Origin of the sequence: Lactobacillus gallinarum DSM 10532 = JCM 2011 (assembly GCF_001434975.1) — a bacterium.
GTDB classification, from domain to species: Bacteria; Bacillota; Bacilli; order Lactobacillales; family Lactobacillaceae; genus Lactobacillus; species Lactobacillus gallinarum.
The window spans coordinates 1-18,428 of sequence record NZ_AZEL01000024.1 but is presented as its reverse complement, the minus strand read 5'-3'; the positions used below and the strand labels follow the sequence as shown (position 1 = coordinate 18,428).

General features: G+C 32.3%; 21 protein-coding genes and 3 pseudogenes. 12 read left to right on the top strand and 12 right to left on the bottom strand.

Translation table 11 applies throughout. The features are described 5' to 3' along the window. Positions 1 to 211: 211 nt before the first annotated feature. The 3 genes from FC37_RS03795 to FC37_RS10715 all read right to left on the bottom strand — a co-directional run bounded on the left by FC37_RS03795 (position 212) and on the right by FC37_RS10715 (position 1,680). Positions 212 to 472, bottom strand: coding sequence for a DMT family transporter (locus FC37_RS03795; protein ID WP_051519018.1), 261 nt, complete (start codon positions 470 to 472; stop codon positions 212 to 214). 133 nt (positions 473 to 605) lie between these two features. Beyond that, a complete protein-coding gene (locus tag FC37_RS10535) occupies positions 606 to 758 on the bottom strand; it encodes a hypothetical protein (RefSeq protein ID WP_201779643.1) in 153 nt (50 codons plus the stop codon). Positions 759 to 816: 58 nt separating this feature from the next. Beyond that, positions 817 to 1,680 carry an ABC transporter substrate-binding protein gene (locus tag FC37_RS10715; protein WP_236697272.1) on the bottom strand — a complete coding sequence of 288 codons (864 nt, stop codon included), beginning with the start codon at positions 1,678 to 1,680 and terminating at the stop codon, positions 817 to 819. On the opposite strand from FC37_RS10715, the gene FC37_RS11035 reads away from it, so the two are divergent. The 4 genes from FC37_RS11035 to abc-f all read left to right on the top strand — a co-directional run bounded on the left by FC37_RS11035 (position 1,645) and on the right by abc-f (position 4,376). Next, complete coding sequence (locus tag FC37_RS11035) at positions 1,645 to 1,767, top strand: hypothetical protein (RefSeq protein WP_236697271.1); 123 nt, start codon at positions 1,645 to 1,647, stop codon at positions 1,765 to 1,767. The two genes, FC37_RS10715 and FC37_RS11035, sit on opposite strands and share 36 nt — an antisense overlap. A gap of 19 nt (positions 1,768 to 1,786) precedes the next feature. Continuing rightward, on the top strand, positions 1,787 to 2,281 hold the full coding sequence (locus FC37_RS03780) for a kinase (RefSeq protein WP_025006382.1): 495 nt from the start codon (positions 1,787 to 1,789) through the stop codon (positions 2,279 to 2,281). Between the two features lie 17 nt (positions 2,282 to 2,298). Further along, positions 2,299 to 2,592: a MazG-like family protein gene (locus FC37_RS03775; RefSeq protein ID WP_025006381.1), complete on the top strand. Its 294-nt coding sequence runs from the start codon at positions 2,299 to 2,301 to the stop codon at positions 2,590 to 2,592. 278 nt (positions 2,593 to 2,870) lie between these two features. Further along, positions 2,871 to 4,376 (top strand): ribosomal protection-like ABC-F family protein, encoded by a 1,506-nt coding sequence (gene abc-f / locus FC37_RS03770; RefSeq protein WP_025006380.1) that lies wholly within the window; start codon positions 2,871 to 2,873, stop codon positions 4,374 to 4,376. 197 nt (positions 4,377 to 4,573) lie between these two features. Here abc-f and FC37_RS03765 read toward each other — a convergent pair whose 3' ends face one another. Continuing rightward, positions 4,574 to 4,993 carry an NAD(P)H-dependent oxidoreductase gene (locus tag FC37_RS03765; protein WP_236697270.1) on the bottom strand — a complete coding sequence of 140 codons (420 nt, stop codon included), beginning with the start codon at positions 4,991 to 4,993 and terminating at the stop codon, positions 4,574 to 4,576. A gap of 83 nt (positions 4,994 to 5,076) precedes the next feature. Here FC37_RS03765 and FC37_RS03760 point away from each other — a divergent pair, with 83 nt between their 5' ends. Further along, on the top strand, positions 5,077 to 5,346 hold the full coding sequence (locus tag FC37_RS03760) for a hypothetical protein (RefSeq protein ID WP_025006379.1): 270 nt from the start codon (positions 5,077 to 5,079) through the stop codon (positions 5,344 to 5,346). A gap of 44 nt (positions 5,347 to 5,390) precedes the next feature. On the opposite strand, the gene proC is transcribed toward FC37_RS03760, so the two are convergent. From proC to FC37_RS03745, 3 genes are all read right to left on the bottom strand, one after another. Further along, a complete protein-coding gene (gene proC / locus FC37_RS03755; RefSeq protein ID WP_025006378.1) occupies positions 5,391 to 6,164 on the bottom strand; it encodes a pyrroline-5-carboxylate reductase in 774 nt (257 codons plus the stop codon). Between the two features lie 40 nt (positions 6,165 to 6,204). Beyond that, the gene (locus tag FC37_RS03750; protein ID WP_056945495.1) at positions 6,205 to 6,804 is read right to left on the bottom strand and encodes a hypothetical protein; all 600 of its coding nucleotides are present in this window, start codon (positions 6,802 to 6,804) and stop codon (positions 6,205 to 6,207) included. A 108-nt stretch (positions 6,805 to 6,912) separates the two neighbouring features. Next, on the bottom strand, positions 6,913 to 7,308 hold the full coding sequence (locus FC37_RS03745; protein WP_025006376.1) for a hypothetical protein: 396 nt from the start codon (positions 7,306 to 7,308) through the stop codon (positions 6,913 to 6,915). A 254-nt stretch (positions 7,309 to 7,562) separates the two neighbouring features. Here FC37_RS03745 and FC37_RS03740 point away from each other — a divergent pair, with 254 nt between their 5' ends. The 6 genes and pseudogenes from FC37_RS03740 (at position 7,563) to FC37_RS03720 (ending at position 15,427) form a co-directional block, all read left to right on the top strand. Then, positions 7,563 to 8,432: an alpha/beta hydrolase gene (locus tag FC37_RS03740; RefSeq protein WP_056945494.1), complete on the top strand. Its 870-nt coding sequence runs from the start codon at positions 7,563 to 7,565 to the stop codon at positions 8,430 to 8,432. A gap of 21 nt (positions 8,433 to 8,453) precedes the next feature. Next, positions 8,454 to 9,115, top strand: a pseudogene (locus FC37_RS03735) (DNA alkylation repair protein). A 143-nt stretch (positions 9,116 to 9,258) separates the two neighbouring features. Beyond that, positions 9,259 to 13,074 carry a hypothetical protein gene (locus FC37_RS03730; protein WP_056945493.1) on the top strand — a complete coding sequence of 1,272 codons (3,816 nt, stop codon included), beginning with the start codon at positions 9,259 to 9,261 and terminating at the stop codon, positions 13,072 to 13,074. Then, positions 13,055 to 13,777, top strand: coding sequence for a hypothetical protein (locus tag FC37_RS10705; protein ID WP_236697269.1), 723 nt, complete (start codon positions 13,055 to 13,057; stop codon positions 13,775 to 13,777). Before FC37_RS03730 ends, FC37_RS10705 begins: the two co-directional genes overlap by 20 nt. Positions 13,778 to 13,813: 36 nt before the next feature. Beyond that, complete coding sequence (locus tag FC37_RS03725) at positions 13,814 to 14,926, top strand: hypothetical protein (RefSeq protein WP_236697268.1); 1,113 nt, start codon at positions 13,814 to 13,816, stop codon at positions 14,924 to 14,926. Positions 14,927 to 14,929: 3 nt separating this feature from the next. Then, positions 14,930 to 15,427 (top strand): GNAT family N-acetyltransferase, encoded by a 498-nt coding sequence (locus tag FC37_RS03720; protein ID WP_025006373.1) that lies wholly within the window; start codon positions 14,930 to 14,932, stop codon positions 15,425 to 15,427. Between the two features lie 37 nt (positions 15,428 to 15,464). Here FC37_RS03720 and FC37_RS03715 read toward each other — a convergent pair. Further along, positions 15,465 to 15,877, bottom strand: a pseudogene (locus FC37_RS03715) (DUF3021 domain-containing protein). Between the two features lies 1 nt (position 15,878). Next, positions 15,879 to 16,316: pseudogene (locus FC37_RS03710) on the bottom strand (LytTR family DNA-binding domain-containing protein). Positions 16,317 to 16,419: 103 nt separating this feature from the next. Here FC37_RS03710 and FC37_RS03705 point away from each other — a divergent pair. Then, a complete protein-coding gene (locus FC37_RS03705) occupies positions 16,420 to 16,770 on the top strand; it encodes a hypothetical protein (protein WP_236697267.1) in 351 nt (116 codons plus the stop codon). A gap of 43 nt (positions 16,771 to 16,813) precedes the next feature. Here FC37_RS03705 and FC37_RS03700 read toward each other — a convergent pair whose 3' ends face one another. From FC37_RS03700 to FC37_RS03690, 3 genes are all read right to left on the bottom strand, one after another. Next, positions 16,814 to 17,302, bottom strand: coding sequence for a methylated-DNA--[protein]-cysteine S-methyltransferase (locus FC37_RS03700; protein WP_025006371.1), 489 nt, complete (start codon positions 17,300 to 17,302; stop codon positions 16,814 to 16,816). 1 nt (position 17,303) lies between these two features. Then, entirely contained in the window at positions 17,304 to 17,930 is a 627-nt protein-coding gene (locus FC37_RS03695; protein WP_025006370.1) for an endonuclease III domain-containing protein, read from the bottom strand. Positions 17,931 to 18,128: 198 nt separating this feature from the next. Then, positions 18,129 to 18,428, bottom strand: a 300-nt coding sequence (locus FC37_RS03690; RefSeq protein ID WP_156400655.1) for an RNA-guided endonuclease InsQ/TnpB family protein, incomplete at its 5' end; no start/stop codon positions are given.

Here is an 18,428-nt window from a genome sequence, read left to right as displayed (position 1 = left end):
AATTAAAAAATCAATTTGCGAGAAAGAACTATTTACACAAAAGATTTGACAGTCTCTTAGGCTACGATAAGATTGTTTAATAAATTAAATTGAATAAAAAAATACTCTGTAACTATTAAGCAAAAGCTGTTAGTTGCAGAGTATTTTTATGCTATTTTCATGTAGAAATCTTTATTACGATAATAGAAATAATAAGCAAAATTACAAATATTCAGGTAAGCCAATTCATCTGGTCATGAAAAAGAACAACTCCTACAATTACAGATCCCACTGCACCAATACCCGTCCAAACAGGATAGGCGATTCCAATAGGTAAATGCTTCGAAGCAATAATTAAGCCTGCAAAACTAGCTATCATGCCAATGATAGTGATAATAGACCAGCCAATCTGATGAAATCCATCGCTAAGTTTCATTGCTGTTGCCCACCAAACTTCACATAATCCTGCTAATATTAAGTAAATCCACGTTATCTTTTTTACTTTCTAAAACTAAAAAAAGCAACCAATACACTTCTTCAAAGACCTAATGAAGTGTATCAATTGCTCTTACAAGTTTGTTCTCCGGTGGGAAGAATATTTATAATTGGATTATAATGTAGGTTTATTAATTCTTGCTAAAACCAGCTTCATACCAAACATCAGCTGAAGGTTTAAGCGACCATCCAGTAATTTTTGAATTTACTGCAGTGATTGAATAAGTACCAATTGTTGGTACGACATATGCATTTTTATACATCCATTGTTGCCATTCATGCATTTTCTGCACGCGGTATTTTTCATTAAATGCTTTTTTAGAATCAATTTCATCTAATAATTTATTTATTCATTGGTGAAACAAAGAGGGCAAAATTATAAGGCATTTTTTCTTCATAGAATACAGCAGGAGAGGAATCACCTGATGGATCCCAAGCATTAGATAAAACATCAATTCTAGGATCACTTGATTTAATTGCATTAATCCAATTATTAAACCCCATTGGACGTCCTGTTAAAAACTCAGCCTTCAAACCAATCTTTTTCCATTCCTGAATATAGTTTGTCCATAAAGCTTCTACATTAATATCTGAAACGTGAACAGCTAAATTAATAGTTAACTTTTTTCCATTAGGCTGTAGACGATATCCTGTTTGCTTATCTTTTTTATAGCCAGCTTGATCTAATAATTTATTTGCTTTTTCTAAATTAGAGGAATAAACCGGAACCTTAGCATCATGAAATTTACCAAATTGAGCAGGAATTAATGAATTAACGCGGTAGTCTAATCCACGGAAGAATCTCTGGTTGACTTGATCGATATTCATTGCATGAAGCATAGCTTTTCGTAAAGACAGATTATTCATCTTAGCATGTGGATTTTGAACATTTTTACCTAGTTTTTCATCCCATTTTCCAACTTTAAAGGCAATAAAACTATAAGTCATGCCCTTTTCTCCAACAAAGTTGACACCTTTAGTATGTTTTACTTCATCATATTGCATATTAAGTACTTGAGTTACATCAAACTTTTTGCCTTTAATTGCTTGTGATGAACTAGTTGTAGAAACAGCACTAATTTGAACGTGTTCAAAGTTGGGCTTTATGGAATAAATGGTCTTCGAAAAACTCAGAGTAACGGAAAAATTAATGTTGAAACTATCTGTGATATGCTTGCTGCTTCCGCTGGATTGCTGATGGGACAAAGAGGCAATATGGTTCCGATAGTGACTATCCGAGGATTTGAATATGAATTTGATAGGGATGCAACAATAAAAGATGCTGTTAATTAAGAAGGAGGTACTATGTCTTATGTCCAACTTAATCATTCTTAGAGGTAATTCGGGTAGTGGCAAAACTACTTTATCTAAGCAAATTCAAAAGAAAATAGGTAAAAACACTCTACTCATTCCTCAAGATACAGTTCGAAGAGAAATGTTAAATGCAAAAGATGGAGCTGATAATCCAGCAATCTCTTTGTTGATGGATTTATTGGGGTATGGTCATGAGCATTGTGACTACGTAATTTTAGAGGGAATCTTGAATGTTAAGTGGTATGCTCCAGTGTTTAAGAAAGCAAAAGAATTATTTGGAGACAGAATTAATGCCTATTATTTTGACATTCCTTTTGAAGAAACAATGAAAAGGCATCAAGAACGGCATATTTCTTCTTTTGGCGAAGAAAAAATGCGTTCATGGTGGCTAGAGAAGGATTATATTGGTTTTATTCCCGAAAAGAAATTCACGATTGACATGAGTTTGGAAGATGAACTAGAAGTTGTGATGAATGACGTAGTAAAAAGATAAAGGGGAATGCTAGTTCGATTATTGATACGCAGAAATTACAAAAAGTAGTTATCGAAAATAAGAAAAATCATGGTTTCAATACTACCGATGTAAAATTTGAGTTGCTTTTACTGTATGGTGAAGTTAATGAATTATTTCAAGCATGGTTAAAAGACGATCATGACAACATAAATGAAGAATTAGCTGATGTAGCAATTTTTCTCTTAGGAATTTCTGAAATGCTAGGTAGTGACTTAGGTGAAGATATTGTAAAAAAGCTAAAAATCAATGCCAAAAGAAAATATAAAGATGGTAAAAAGATAGAAGGATAAATAGTATCAAAGTATCCAAAACAACTTGCCAATCTAATATTTTCATGTTATTCTAATTTCATCAATTGAAATTCATTTTATGGAAAGAAGGGTCGCCATTGCGTCTTTAATCTTGCAAATTCAAGCATAGTTGAATAATTATTCCAGATTTATGACGGAGAGACTATGCACTTTTGACAAGATTAAGGATAGGCGATACCTTCTTTTTCTATGCGTAAAATACTGAAGGAGAGTCTGCACTTGTCGGAAGTGTAGGCTCTTTTTTACGAGGCGATTTTATGAGCAACATTAGAATTTCAAATTTATCATTCAGATATGATGATAGCAGTGAAAATATTTTTAATAAATTGAACTTAAACTTAGATAGTACTTGGAAACTAGGACTTGTGGGCAGAAATGGACGTGGTAAGACAACATTTTTGAACTTGCTGCGTGGAAAATTACATGGTCTAGGCGAAATTCAAACTCGGCTAAGTTTTTCATATTATCCAATTAAAGTTGAGAATCAAAAGAATATTACCTTATATGAGTTACAGAAGCAGGTTGCTTTCGAAGAGTGGGAATTAGAACGTGAGTTGAATTTAATGAATGTCGACCCCAACTTGTTATGGCAGCCGTTTAATACTTTAAGTGGTGGTGAGCAAACTAAAGTTTTACTTGCATTGTCTTTTACAGATAAAGATTCTTTTGCCTTAATTGATGAACCTACAAATCATTTAGATGAAGACAGTAGAAAAGAGATTAGTAATTATCTAGGTAAGCATGAAAAGGGCTATATCGTGGTTAGTCACGATCGTGATTTTTTGAATCAAGTAACCGATCATATTTTGGCGATTGAAAATACGGAGATTCATTTGTACCAGGGAAACTTTACTGCATATGAAGATACGAAGCAGAAAAGAGATCAGTTTAACCGCGAGAAGAATCAGAAGCTGAAAGGCGAGATTCGTACATTGAATGAAAGTCGTTTGCGTCTAAAGGGATATTCAAGTAAATCTGAAAATCAAAAGAACGCAAAGGCTCACTCTAATGAAATTCATGCGTATATTAATAAGGGCTTTTACAGTCATAAAGCTGCTAAAGTAATGCAGCGCTCCAAAAATGTTGAACGAAGAATGAACGATGATATTCAAGCAAAACAAGGCTTGATGACTAACATTGAAGATATTCCAGAACTGACAATGAATTTTCAATCTAATTACCATTCGACTTTACTTGAAGCGCAACATCTTGATTTGCAAATAGATGGTAAAAATTTATTTAAAGATCTAAATTTAGTGGTTAAAAATCACGGTATTGTTTCTCTTGAAGGAAAGAACGGTTCTGGCAAATCGACTTTCTTGAAAATGTTGTTAAATAAACCATTTTCAGTCACTTATCAAGGTAAGTATGAACTAGCAAATGGTTTATCGATTTCATATTTGCCACAAAATTTTACAGAATATCATGGCACTTTACACAATTTTGCATATGAACATAAAATTTCTTATGAGGAATTACTAAAGAATTTGAAAAAGATGGGCTTTCCACGAGCAAGTTTTGTGACACCGATTGAAGAGATGAGTATGGGACAGCAAAAACGAGTAGCACTGGCTAAATCTCTAGTTGAACCAGCCGACTTGTATTTATGGGATGAACCAGCAAATTATCTAGACGTTTTCAATCAAGATCAACTGATTGAATTATTGAAAAAGGTCAAACCTGCCATGCTGTTGATTGAACATGACGAATACTTCATTGAGCAGGTGACGGATCACAGAGTGAGATTGGATATAGCAAAATAGAAAGAAGCACGTTACTGGTTAGTTAGTAACGTGCTTTTGTTCAGATCTTTGGACTAATGATTCTAAATATTGTTTTCTTCTTTGAGCAGAACTTTTATCAATATTGCCAAAGCTTAACCATTTGATATGTTTCATCCCTAATTGTTTCAAGGTTGAATTGATGAAAACACTTTTAATGGCACTACCGCAGAACATTTTCAAATACCAGGTGGGTGAGGTAGAGTCGTCATTACTTCAACACGCTGAATATTCTTTAAATGCCTAATGACACCAGTAGCACCAACATTATATGCAAATTGTTTTTTCATGACTTTATCGATGAAGCCCTTAATAATTGCAGGGGTATCATTCCACCAAACTGGGAAGATAAAGATACGGCGATTAGCTTCTTTCAAAAGCTTTTGATATTTTTTAACGTTAGGATCACTGGTTTTACCAGCTTTAAATAAGGAAAGTTCACGCGCATCATATGCTGGGTTAAAGTTATCCCAATATAGATCTATAGCTGAAAATTCTTCCTTTCTTGCTTTTAAGATTTGTTGAACTTTTGTGAAAATTTGGGCATAAGAATTGCTAAAATAGATTAAATTCCACCTAAATTTGGAGCAATGACTCACTTTGGTGAAACACGGGGCTATTTTTTACTAGCTTATTAGTTTGTATTTTTGTAGTCATCTTCCCATTATCATCAGTAGGAGAAATGGCAAGTTTAGCATTTTTGCTTGTACATGCTATGGTTAACGTAGGACATTTGCGTTTGGTAAAACACACGGGAGCTAACCGCTTTTTATTAGTAATTGCTGTTATTCTTAACTTAGTATTATTCGCATTGCTTTTTGCTCAAACTATCATGAATGGTGAAATTTTAACTTGGATTGCAGTCATCTTCTTATTAGTGATTAGTTTTATTATTGAATATATCTGGCGTAAAAAGAATCATCAAAATATGCATTGGTTAGGTAAAAACTAAATAATTACTTACTAAAAATGGACGGAGAATTTTCCGCCCATTTTTTAATTTTGATTTGCTTGATTAACAGCTTCGATTACAGCATGACGAAAGCCATTCGCCTCTAAGCTAGTTACACCTTTAATAGTAGTTCCACCGGGTGAGCATACTTGATCACGCAATAAAGCAGGGGCTATTTTACTATCACTAGCCAAAGTAGCAGAGCCCTTAACCATGCTGGCAGCTAACTGATTAGCTAGATTACGAGGAAGACCATTCAGAACGCCAGCATCCCCAAGCGCATCAAGAAAAACATCCACAAAGGCAGGACCACAGCCACCAATAGTCCCTACAATGCTTAATTGATCTTCTTTAACAGAAATTACATCTCCTAGTTGTTCTAAAAAATGAGTTATTTTCACAGCATTAATTTTAGAGATATTAGCTGGTATAAACAATCCAATAGTGCCAGCGTTAATCGCTACTGGAGTATTAGGAATGATTCTAATAATTGAATGATTAGGTAAAATGTTTTCCAAATTATTATACCCAACACCAGCTACCGAAGAAATAATGGTGGTTTTGGCGTCCAGATTAATTAGTTCAGGGATGATTTGAAGTGTAATCTTAGCTGGAGTAGTTAAAAATACATAATCTAGATCCAAGTTGATTAAATCATGTATTGCATGGACTAATTTAAAATCTAGTTTTTCTGCTAATCTACTGACACGGGGATTAACTGGATTTTCTCCAATTATTTTATTCGTTGCATCTTTTTTTAGTCCTTTAATAATAGCACTACCCATTTGTCCTACACCAATTACTCCAATTTTTGTCATTTTTATCTCCTTAATGTTTGCTATCTGTTCAAATTTTATCTTAACAGTATTTACTAATCTCTTTGTTAAACACTTTTAATTCAAGAATGATATTATTACGTGACTTTGACTCTCGACATATTTTGTTCAATTGCTTGATGTTATTGCGTAAGTTTTTTAAAGTCTTTTGGTAATGTTTAGAATCTACTTTTTTGCTCAACGTTACCACATAGTTGTGTGGCTTTAAGCTTGATTTTTTAGCATATTGGCACAATTTTTTGTTCATTTTACTACAAAGAGCGATAACTTTTTGCCGCTTTTTCTTATTATCAAGTGTGCTTAGATTTAAGAGTAGCTGATTCGATCTTTTAAAATGATCAACTTGTTTAGCCTGTCTGATTTGTTTTCTTTTCTTAACTAATTTCTTTATTGAGTTAATTACGCTTTGGACTATAATTAGTGAATTACGTTTACTATTTGGCTCAATAATTTGTGTTTTTGCCAGTTGATTATTATAAACACCATAGCCTAATGTTTCTAAGAACTTTGAGTTTTCTTTTAAATCAGAAGTTAAGGTCAAACGATGATAAGGAAAGGGAATGAGATTTGCATCAATTTGATTTTGATATACCATTTCTTTACGATAGGCTCCAGCCAACATGTCAGCAACTTGGATACCATAACTTTTTCGACTGTTTTCAGTATAATAATTAACCTCAAACTTAACCTCCTCATCACTAATGTTCTTGGCAATATCCTGTAGCAGAGTTCAATTTAATAAAAGACATGGATCAACATGATTTTGTGAGGTCTCATCAATTACAACATATACTTTAATTTGTGAAGAATTGATGCATTTTTTAAGTTCCAGTAAAAGCGTCTTAATTGGATGAATATATGATAGAAGTTCTAGTGACAAAAACATCAGTTCTTTAATATCTGTAAATTGATTAAGGTCACAAGCTGGACGTTCTAATATCAAAGCTGATGTTAAAAAGGGCTTAGCCACTTCTAAGGCTTTCCGATTGATTCTATCAGAAACGGAATTACTCTTTTTCTCTCGTTTATTATTGTTAGGGTAAATCTCCTTATAAAGCTGATTTAATGCCTGCATTCTTTGAGCATCTATCATATAAAAGGCAGCAATAAACCTATCAGTAGTCATCTGATCATCTTGCTTCTTGTATGAAATACTCTCATCAACAAAAATAATAAAGGTCGAACATTGCTCTTTATAAGCACAAGTTGATGATATAGCTTTTTAATTAAATTACTCATTCGCCCCCTCCTAAAAAACTTGTGTTCGTATAAAATATACCAAACATATGATCAAAATAAAAGGAAAAATCGAAAAATTGACTTTTTTAACACAAATCTGAGATTATTTAGTCAATAAAGCAAAATAGAATCGAGTCAAAAATGAGAAAAATAAATCATCTGTTTATCATGTTGTTATTGTTGATACCTTTACTGGCAGCTTGCAATAATAGTTCAAAAGAAAAGCAAGTACATAAAAGCAAAACCACTATGGTTAAGCCTAAACCGAGATTTAAAGATACTCCTACATTATATTTTCACGGATTAATGGGTAGTTATAAGAATGAAAAGCCGTTAGTCGATGCTGCTAAAGAAGCTGGTAAAACAAATAGTGTAATTCGTGCAAATGTAGATGAGACAGGAAAAGTTAAATTAAAAGGCAGGATTAAAAAGAATGCTAAAAATCCAATCGTTGAAGTCAATTTCAAGGACAATACACAACCTGACTTTTCACGTAATGGAATTTATGCTAGCAACGTAGTCAAAGCCTTGCAGAAGAAATACCATATCAATAAAGTTAATATGATTGGCTACTCTTTAGGCAATATTGCGATAATTTACTACATGATTCAAAATGGTCAAAAGAAAAATATGCCACGGTTAGTTAAACAAGTGAGCATAGCAGGGCATTACGATGGAGCATATTTCCAAGAATTGCCGCCAAGCTTCCGTCAACCCAAAGGGTTAAAACTAGATAAAAATGGCAAACCAAATAAAATGAATCAAACATACAAGCAAATGTTAAAAGCTCGTCCAGCTTACAAAACAAATAAAGTGAAGATTCTTAATATTTATGGAGATATCGGCAATGGCGGGGATGGAGTAGTTGAAATAGCTTCTGCTTTATCATTGAAATATTTAACTTCTGGTAGTAAATATCAAGCGATCAAGTTTACTGGAGTAAAAGCTGATCATGGCAGTTTGCCTAATAATGATCAAGTAATTAATAAAATTGTTGAATTTTTATGGTAGTAGAAAAAAGGATTGTTCAAATTGTTTTATCAAGAACTAAAAGCGAATTTTGAAGAAAAAGTTAATTCTGAACAAGCACAACAACTAGCAGGTTATATGCGAAATCAGTTTAAATTTTATGGTTTGGATACACCCGAGCGACGAAAGATCTATCACGATTTTTTATTGCGAGAAAAGAAAAAGAATAAAATAGACTGGAATCTATTAAATCGAGCTTGGGAAGATCAATATCGAGAGATGCAATATTTTGTTTGTGATATTTAATTGCAATGAAAAAATATCTTACTTATAACGATATTGATAGAATTGAACGTTTTGTCAGAACTAAACAATGGTGGGATACAGTCGATAGTCTAATTAAGCCTATTGGTGATCTTGGCTTACGAGATGCAAGAATTAATGAACTGATGCTTGAGTGGTCAACAGATTCTGATTTTTGGGTAAGACGTGTAGCAATAGAACATCAATTGTTACGTAAAAAGAAAATGAACACTGACTTACTTGCTCAGATCATCGAAAATAATTTGAACAGTCAAGAGTTTTTCATTAACAAAGCGATAGGATGGGCCTTACGTGATTACTCTAAGACAAATTCAGAATGGGTAAGACAATTTATTGCTGAAAATTATGATAGAATGGCTAAACTATCGATTACAGAAGGATCGAAGTATTTATATCAATAGCGATTATGTGGTATATCACATAATCGTTTTTTTATAAAATTTTTTGCATTTGAACAGGCGTTTGATATAATGACACGTGAACACATGTGCGATTAAACAAGGAGGACCTCCAATTTATATATTTAAATTAAGGAGAAGAAAAAATGAAAGTCGAATCCAATTCTACTAAAAAGGCATTAGACTATCTTTTATCTCAAAAAGAAGGGACGTATCTATCAGTAATTGAACAAACAACTGGATTAGGTAAAACACATGCAGTGATTCAAAAAATCGCTGAGATTTTACAAAAAATTCCGGACCTTGAGTTAAAACCCAAGATTTTTGTGGTTACTTCTGGAATTGAAACTAGAAATGAATTTTTCCATGATTTAAAGGAAAAGTTACCTGAATTTGAAAGCAGAATTCTACTGTTTGAGAGTGTACCTGATCAAGTTAAACATTTCCTAGAAGAACTATTATCTAAGACTGATTATGAAAATGATCAAACTTTAGCCAACGATTATTTAAGCAGCTGGTTTGATCAAAATACTGCGACGTTTAAAGATACTACTGTTTTACTAAAAAGAATTGCAAAACAATATATCTTTGTTAAACAAGAAAATGATACGTTCGGAGAATTAAGTTCTCGGTTAAAACGCACAATTTATTACGATTTAAAAAGATTGGCGCAAAAAGAAGAAATAAAACTTAATACCAAACAAAAACAGCTAAATTATTTAATTAAAAAGGCGCCTTGGATATGTGATTTATTTAAAGATACTGATCTCAGTCGTTATTACGTTTTGATCATGACTGCGGATAAATTCGTTTTCCCATATAAAACAGCCATCGGAAATGAAGACAATTATTGGGATTTGACTTTTAAAAATAGTCAGACACCTATTCTCTTTTTAGATGAATCAGATAAGATTAAATCAAATTGGACCAATAAATTAATCGAAAGTGAGATGGGGTCTAAAGATGTTGAAGATATGCCAACTCTAATTCGAAGATTTTACGCCAATATTTTGCCAGCTATTGGACGCATGGAACGAATAATCATAGACGCCAAAGACCCCTCTGGAAAAACAAATAAAACCAGAATTAAGCAACTTTATCAAGTGATCAAGAAGACATATGATCAGTATCATTTACAGTCCCCATTAAAAATTGATCCTGCACTTTTGGGAGATAATACTAACAAATTTCTATTTAACACAGGTAAAAGCAGTTTTTTGTTTGGCTTGAAAAAAGATGAAAAATATTTGGTATGGAAATTTAACTCTCAACGTCTTGTTAACGAGATTACAATAGATCAAAAATTTTACGAAACGCATCCAGAATTTCGATTAAGTAAAGTAACTAGTTCCTTTACTCGGTTATTGCATTATATTGCAAAGACGACTTATTCAATCGCCAGAAATTATCATGAATTCAAGATAAATCTGAATAAAAAAATTACTGATCCTGAAAAATTGCATAATGTTTATGAGTTATCAGAAGAACACTTGCAAATCGTTAACGTGATTTTGCAGCCTACTAATGCTGAAGGAAGGTTAGCAAAATACTTCATTGATAATTATTTGGATAAAGCACTTAATTTAAAATTACCAAATATTAAAGCAAGTTTTACAGATGATCAGACCATCTATGCTTCTGGATTTCGTCTATTTGATTTAACTGTAAGTGAAGATGCTAACAATAATGGCCAGCTTCGTGTCTACCAACAGAAGACAACACCAGAACAAATTCTTGCCAGTGTAGCAAATAAAATGAGGACGATCTTATTATCATCAACCAGTTTAAACCCCTCACCATTAGGAAACTTTGATCTAAATTGGGTAAAAAATAATATAGTTAACTTCTTAGAAATTCCTACAAAATTGCAAGAGGTACTTGATTTAGAAAATAGAAAACGAAATCAATTAATTAAAAGCAAAGTAAAAATTGACACTAGGTTGACAGGAAAAAACTTGATGATTAGTGGACAAACTTTTAGTCAAGCTTTAGCTACTTTGTTAAGAGATGAAAATCATTTAGAGCCAACAGAATTACAACTTGAACGAATTTTGAATAAATATCCTGCTCGTTTGATTGCTAATCGCGTAAGCAACGGATTAGATCCAGATGCACCGTTTTTATGTGAAGCCGAACGCCAAGATGCTGATTCAAAAATTAGTAATACTCATTTTAATTTTGAACGTAAAATACGTCTATTAAGTGCAATCATTAATTTTTTGCAGTTAAATCAAAAAAATTCTACAAATAATGCATTCATCATCTATACCAATGCAATAATACGAATCGACGAATTAAATTGGTTAAAAGAAGCTATTGAAATCTTAAATATTCCATTTCCAGATGATTTATTCAAAGTGATTAGTTCACAAAATCGTCAAGAAATAGAAGATGTTAAAGAAACATGGGGTAAAGGAAAATTTCAAATCATGCTTACTAATAAGCAAGCTCTTGGTCGTGGAACCAATCTTCAATATCTTCTAGATAAAGACTATTATCAAAAACATAGCCATGATTTTGCAATTATTGATCAACGCTTTGTCAACTTGAATGAACCATTTATTGATATTGCAGGAATTTATATAGAATCACTTACTCATATGTTTGAAAATCCAAATAATAATGGTACTCAGGATTTAGATGATTTCAAAATCAGAGCAGGACATATTATTTATGAACAATTTGAATTATACGATTCAAATCAAACTAATTTATCTTTCCGTGATGTTAGAACAAGACTACAAAAATACTTTGGCAAAATATCAGGTAATGGCATGTGGGACTTATTACCTGCACAGGATGCTCTTGCAGCAGAGTTAGAACAGATAACAGGGCGTCTTTGTCGAACAAATATCAAAAATAAAGAAATGCTAATCCAGTATGACTATAATTTTGTAAATAAAATTGACTGGGATTATTTAAGCCATAAACGAACTAACGTGCTGATTGAAGACTTAATTGAGCAAAATAAAAATAGATTATCCTCAAATCCAAAGTATCAAGATCGTTTAGCAACGATTAAGGAAAAGCAAGAGCTAGCTTTAATTAATAGTGGTGCAGTTTTCTTAGCCAAACGTGCTTATAAATTGCGTTCTTTAAGTGAAACTATGCAATATCAGTGGGTAGAAATGCGGGAATGGATTGTAAAACATCCTCGAATTAGCACTTTATCTAAAATACCAGATCATTTACGTAAGACAGTCGAAGGATTTTATTATCGACTGTCTAAACCAGATGCAAAATACTATTACTATCACGATCAAGAGGAAGATCCTGATTTCAAAAACGTGCTTTTGATTGATTATGAGCAGGGAAAAGCTCAACAAAAATTAGATTACTTAAAATTCCAAAAACAAGTACCTATTAATGCCCAATTAACTAGTCTAAATCTAGAAAAATATGCTAAATATTTAGATAAAATTTTTAAGCAAAATTCATGGATAAAACAAGCATTACTAAGAGAAAAATATGATTTAGATTTTAGTAAAAAGAGTCAGTGGTTATTAACGCCTGCCGCATTTAACAATTTGTATAAAGCAGCTATTTCAGAAGAGATTTTTGCTTTAATTTGTCAGAAGTATCATCTAGATTTCCATGAAATGAGGGAATTATCCCAGAATGAATTTGAACGCTTTGACGGATTTTTAAAGTTAAACGATCAGAGAATTCTATATGTCGATATGAAGAATTACGATTCACGTAGGACTACAGTACTTGCAAAAGATGTCGAAAAGCATATTCAAAATAAATTAAATGATTCCACAGGTAATGCAGCCGTGATTATTAATTTCTACGAATTTGAAAAAGAAAATGCTTATCGAAATAGCGGAATCAGAAACGAAATTAATGAAAAAAAGATCTATTACTATCCTCATTTGTTTAGACATAATGGTGAAATTGATAATGCATTATTGCAAGACTTATTAGATAAGGTGGTACGGAATGACACTAGTAAGAAATAAAATTTATCTAAATCAATTGGAAGATCCGCATTTTAAGATTGATCAGCTAAATCAAGATTTTGATTTATACGCGGTACATTGCACACGTAAATATATCTCTCGCTCCTTACTTAACCGTAACCAAGAGAAGTTACCAGTAATTAAGGCCGTAAATTATATCAGAGAAAATAACAAAGACATAATTTATATCCTTACGGATAAAGGTAAAACCAATATTTTTGAATTAAAGCGTGGCTTAACAGAACTAGATGAGACTATAGGTAAAATTGAGCAGCGTGATTTTGCACAAGTAGAAACAAATATCATATTAAACTTACTATTAATTCAACTACAAGTATTCTCTACAGTTAAGGGATGTAATTTATTGGGAAAATTGTATGTTAATACCAACACAGAAGAAAATGAAAAATTAAAATTTGAAGAAGTAAGCTTTAGTAAAAATCTAGTAATTAATATTCAAACGCGAGCATTTACTCAACTATCCTATTATCAAAAAAACCAAGCTCAAGAATTAATTAAAAATATAAAGTCATGGGGTCGCAGTCCACGTTATGAGATTAATTTGCAAGAAAGCACAATCAAACAAATGGCAAATTGTTACCATGACGGAGAAGAAAATGATTGGTATTTAATGCATCCTACCCATAAAAATCTGAAGCCAGATCAAACACCTTTCTTTTATCTTAATGGTAAAGTTGGATAAGCTAGAACTAGCTTTTTAACTAGTAAAAGTGGCATTATGTATTATTTAATTGATCAATTGAATAAGCATTACTCGCAATATTTTGACAAATTAAAATTTAGAGAAATCCAAACTGAGAGTTATGATCAAGGCGTTAATCAAAAAAAAAGGGGAGAAAAATTATTAGAAAAAATTAAGTCATTTTGGTCAGATAAAGAAATTACATTAATTGATCGAACGCAAGAAAATTTATCAGCAGTAAAAACTATATCTGACTTTTTTAGTCAAAACTTGTCAATAAAAATTAAGCCCAGTCAAACAAGTAGTCATTACAATTTAGCATTAATTCACAATTTAGGTTACTATTCGAAAAAAGATAACCAAGATAAAGAAGATACGTATTACGTAAATCAAGCTGAAATTATTCAAAATATAACAATTGAAGGAGTACTGCATAAAAGTGGAACGGTAATTGATAGCGCATTAATCAATGCAGTTAAAGAATTGACTGTAAAAGCAATTTTAGAGATGCAAGATTTCTCACCATTGAATACTGGGATAGACTTAGATAGTTTGGCTTTTTATAAATATTATCCTAAAAGCAATCAAACTCTAGAATTTACGAGTCATGGAACTAATTTTCAAATTAAAGTAATTACTTCCAATTTTAAAGATCCGTTTTTCTTGAATGATTTATTTATTGAACGAAACGATCAATTAACGACCGCTTACGACTACATTATTTTAGATAAACAAAATGAAAATTACTATGCTGTAAGCAAAACTTCGTTAAAAACAATACCATCGCCATCATTATATGAAGCGGCAAATAATCAAAAAGGCACTTTAGCATATCGTAACAAAGAGGCTAGAAATAAATATTTAGCCGGTTTAATCAATTTGAATTATTTCTACACACAAAATCAACTATATTATAATGTGGGAGTTATTGGAAATGGGATGCAGTCCAAAGAGTCGGTAGCTTCAGTTGTTAGAAAAATTGAATGTTTAAACGATGATAATAAGTCGCAATTGCTAGATATGCAGCAGCTTTTACAATCTATGGATGTTGTTTGGGTTAAATTTAAAAATTTGACGGTTCTTCCTTTTCCGATTAAACTCATGAACGAATATATCAGAAAAGATAAAAATAATAATGAAGAGAGATAAAAATTGAATTTAATAATTAGATCAGTAACTATGAATGATTTGGATTCAGTAGTTTCTATTGAATCGGATACGTTTGAGATGAGTCAAGAAATGACTCAAAAAGATATGATCGGGCGAATTGAAAACTATCCTGATACTTTTTTAGTAGCAGAAATTGATCATCAAGTAGTAGGACATGTTTTTGGTCCAGCATTTAATAAGCGCTATATTGAAGATGAAATCTATTTTAAAAATCATCTTAATCGTAAAGATGATCAATATCAAACAGTTTTAAGTCTGGCAGTTAGTCCGGAATTTCGAAAGCAAGGAATAGCTACCAAATTATTAGATAAATTGTCTAAGATTGCTAAGAAGCAAAATAGGACAGCGGTCACTTTGACTTGCTTGCCGAAGTTATTTTCATTTTATGAAAAGCGAGGCTTTGTAAACGAGGGTAAGACTAGTGATGATATCCCTGATCCTGATAATGTAAGTAGTTTTAATATGGTAAAGGAATTATAGAAAAGAGGATTTTCCTACTAAACAAGGAAAATCCTCTTTATAATTTCTGATTAATCTTTTTAACTTGAGATTTCACTTTTTATATATAATTAGCCAGATAATTATATATCCAATAATATAGATAATAGTAAAGATAAATAAGGGGGTTGCCTTAACAAGAATCCAGCCATTTATTAAATAGAAGAAAAGGTAATCTAGATAAATTACAATTGCATCAATTAACGTTGCGATGCCTAGAGGAATTTTTTCAACTTTAAAAACAGCTCCAATTCCGCCAGCAACGAAAGCCATGAAAAGGGTCGATAGAATATTGATGTTTACTTCTGTCATTGGTCGACTGGTTACATTTTCTGTTAATTGAAAACCATAATAAATTATTACTAAAATAAGCGGGCCAAAACCTGCAGCGATTAATCCTCGTAAAATAAAATCTTTAATGAACCGTTTCATGTTAATCCAACTCCTTTCTAATTTTTGAAAAACATCTTCTTGAAATATAATCTGTTAATCCGTTTTTCATAATTACGTTTACACCAACTGATTTAGTTCCCTTAAAACGTTTGATTTGATAGCGATTCACTATACTTGATTTATTAATTCTCCAAAAGTTGTTAGGTAACTCACCTGCTAGCTGATAAATTCGTTTTCGTATTTGGTATTTCTTATTATCGCTGCAAATAGCCCAAATCTTATTGTCGATAATCGTAATCAAAACGATTTAATCGAAAGATAAAGCAATTAAATCTTTGTCATCATATGCGGCAATTTGATTAGAATTACCATTGGTTAATACAAATAACTTTAACTTATTTGTAAATTCATTTTCTTGGTGTACCTGTGCTTGAACTAATTCTTCTTTTTTAGGTTCTATTAAAAGCTTAAATTTCATCTTTTTCTCCTTTCATTTTGAATTATATGAGATATTGCCTGAGAAAACCGTATTTTTAAATTATTCGGTATAAAATTGAAATAATTGGTCGTAAGCATAAAAAATGAGTTTAATTACAGTATCAGATATAATTATTAATATAAAAGTGATGGTTTTTATAGAAAAAGGTGATATTATGATGAAATGTAAACTAGGTTGGATTTGTGCAGGTATTGGTGCCGTAAGTGCTATGGTTGCAAGCTCTATTTATTTCTATAAAAGAGATCATAAAAAGCGTGAAGCTGAAAAGGATACAGAAAACAAAACTTTATTTTTAGAAAGTACCTCTAACAAAGCAAAAGATGAGTTAATGAAAGCTGAATTAGCAGATGAGGATAAAGTTAAGTCACAAGAAACAGAATTTCCAAAAGTTTCTCTTAATGATGGTCCACATAAATTATTTGAAGATGAATAAAAAGGCGAGACAAGATGTCTCGCCTTTTTTTACATAATTTAGATTATAGTATGTTTTCTAATTTTAATAATTCTACTTTTTTATCTATTCCTGCACTATAACCCGTTAGGTTGCCATTTGATCCAATTACACGATGGCAGGGAACCATTAGAGAAATATGATTTCTACCTATAGCACCGCCTACTGCGCGAATAGGTAAATGATGTGGATCTTTTGCGACCGATTGCGCAACTTGTTTATATGTGAAAGTTTGTCCATAAGGAATCTGTAGAAGAGTTTGCCAAACTCCCTTTTGAAAGGTAGTCCCAATTAAATGTAATTGAGGAATAAAATCAGGCTTTTGTCCAGTAAAGTATTGATCAAGCCACTTTTGAGCAGATTTGATGTATTCATCAGAACCCACTTTTACCTCATCGTTTAAAATATCTGCATAGTACTTGCTAGTTGCAAACCACAAACCAATTAATCCTCGTTCATCACTAGCTAATAATATTTTGCCCAAGGGTGAGTGGTATGTAAAAATAGTCTGCATATTATTTACCTTGATTAGGTGTCATTAAATAATAATCTTTCAAAAATGATTCATTAAACTGCTTTGGCAACTTATATTTTTGTCCAAACATATCGATCATTGCATGAAAATTTTGATAATTACGCAGAGTAAAATCAGTTAAATTTTCTTCAATGATCTTTTTTGCTTTCTCATAAGGTGGGACATCTCGCCAACCCAGGCATGCAAAAAGTCTACGCGAATACTGATCAACTACAAATTCACCTTTACGCAAACCATACATTAAGATTACGTCTGCTGTCTCTGGTCCAATTCCTTTAATAGCCAAGATTTCTTTACGCAAGTCTTGTTTATTCTGCTGTTGAGCTAGTTCAAGATCATAATTAAAACGATCTCTAAAGTAAAGCGCAATGTTTTTAATTGTTTGTGCTTTACGAGTATAAGAACCAGCGGGGGCAATTACTTGCTGCAATTTTTCATCACTCATGTCCAAAATGTTAGCAGGTAAGAAGCCAGTCGCTTGATATAAGGAGTCTAAAGCCTTATCTACATTTTTCCAGTTAGTGTTTTGGATCAAGACTGTTGACCAAATTACCTGCCAATCAGAACGTCCCGGCCACCAACCATTGGGATCAGGATGATCATACATAATGTCATAAAGCTCATGTCAACTACCCCAGAATAAATTCTGGGGCTTGGTGGCTCGTTAGCTTGCACTAACCAGAACACCAACTTGCTTAGATACAGGCTCGGCTTGTCACTAATAATCTCGCAACTATTAGCGATAGAGGTCGCCTAATTATCAAAGCCTTTTGAGTCCGTGAGTTGCCAACGGACTACTGCCTTTTTAGGCTACTTTTTTCTTTTTGATTATTGGATTGCTCCAAATGCCTTGTGCCTTCTCAATAATATTGATCGCTGCATTCCAATCACGAATATGGTGAGTCTGACACATTGGGCAAACCCATTCACGATCAGTCAGCCTAAGTTTGCGATAGCCATTATGCCCCATGATCGTGCCACATTGATGGCATCTCTGCGTAGTGTACTTGGGGTCGATAGTAATGAACTCTTTGCCATATAGCTTGGATTTATAAGTCAGCATGTTAAGAAACTTGCGCCAACCAACATCAGAAATGGCTTGAGA

Bases quoted from the DNA above. Each gene is read 5' to 3' on its own strand.
- FC37_RS10535 (WP_201779643.1), bottom strand. From the start codon at position 758: ATGCATGAATGGCAACAATGGATGTATAAAAATGCATATGTCGTACCA.
- FC37_RS11035 (WP_236697271.1), top strand. From the start codon at position 1,645: ATGCTTGCTGCTTCCGCTGGATTGCTGATGGGACAAAGAGGCAATATG.
- FC37_RS03780 (WP_025006382.1), top strand. From the start codon at position 1,787: ATGTCCAACTTAATCATTCTTAGAGGTAATTCGGGTAGTGGCAAAACT.
- abc-f (WP_025006380.1), top strand. From the start codon at position 2,871: ATGAGCAACATTAGAATTTCAAATTTATCATTCAGATATGATGATAGC.
- FC37_RS03760 (WP_025006379.1), top strand. From the start codon at position 5,077: ATGGCAAGTTTAGCATTTTTGCTTGTACATGCTATGGTTAACGTAGGA.
- proC (WP_025006378.1), bottom strand. From the start codon at position 6,164: ATGACAAAAATTGGAGTAATTGGTGTAGGACAAATGGGTAGTGCTATT.
- FC37_RS03750 (WP_056945495.1), bottom strand. From the start codon at position 6,804: ATGTTGGCTGGAGCCTATCGTAAAGAAATGGTATATCAAAATCAAATT.
- FC37_RS03745 (WP_025006376.1), bottom strand. From the start codon at position 7,308: ATGACTACTGATAGGTTTATTGCTGCCTTTTATATGATAGATGCTCAA.
- FC37_RS03740 (WP_056945494.1), top strand. From the start codon at position 7,563: ATGAGAAAAATAAATCATCTGTTTATCATGTTGTTATTGTTGATACCT.
- FC37_RS03730 (WP_056945493.1), top strand. From the start codon at position 9,259: ATGAAAGTCGAATCCAATTCTACTAAAAAGGCATTAGACTATCTTTTA.
- FC37_RS10705 (WP_236697269.1), top strand. From the start codon at position 13,055: ATGACACTAGTAAGAAATAAAATTTATCTAAATCAATTGGAAGATCCG.
- FC37_RS03725 (WP_236697268.1), top strand. From the start codon at position 13,814: ATGTATTATTTAATTGATCAATTGAATAAGCATTACTCGCAATATTTT.
- FC37_RS03705 (WP_236697267.1), top strand. From the start codon at position 16,420: ATGAGTTTAATTACAGTATCAGATATAATTATTAATATAAAAGTGATG.
- FC37_RS03700 (WP_025006371.1), bottom strand. From the start codon at position 17,302: ATGCAGACTATTTTTACATACCACTCACCCTTGGGCAAAATATTATTA.
- FC37_RS03695 (WP_025006370.1), bottom strand. From the start codon at position 17,930: ATGTATGATCATCCTGATCCCAATGGTTGGTGGCCGGGACGTTCTGAT.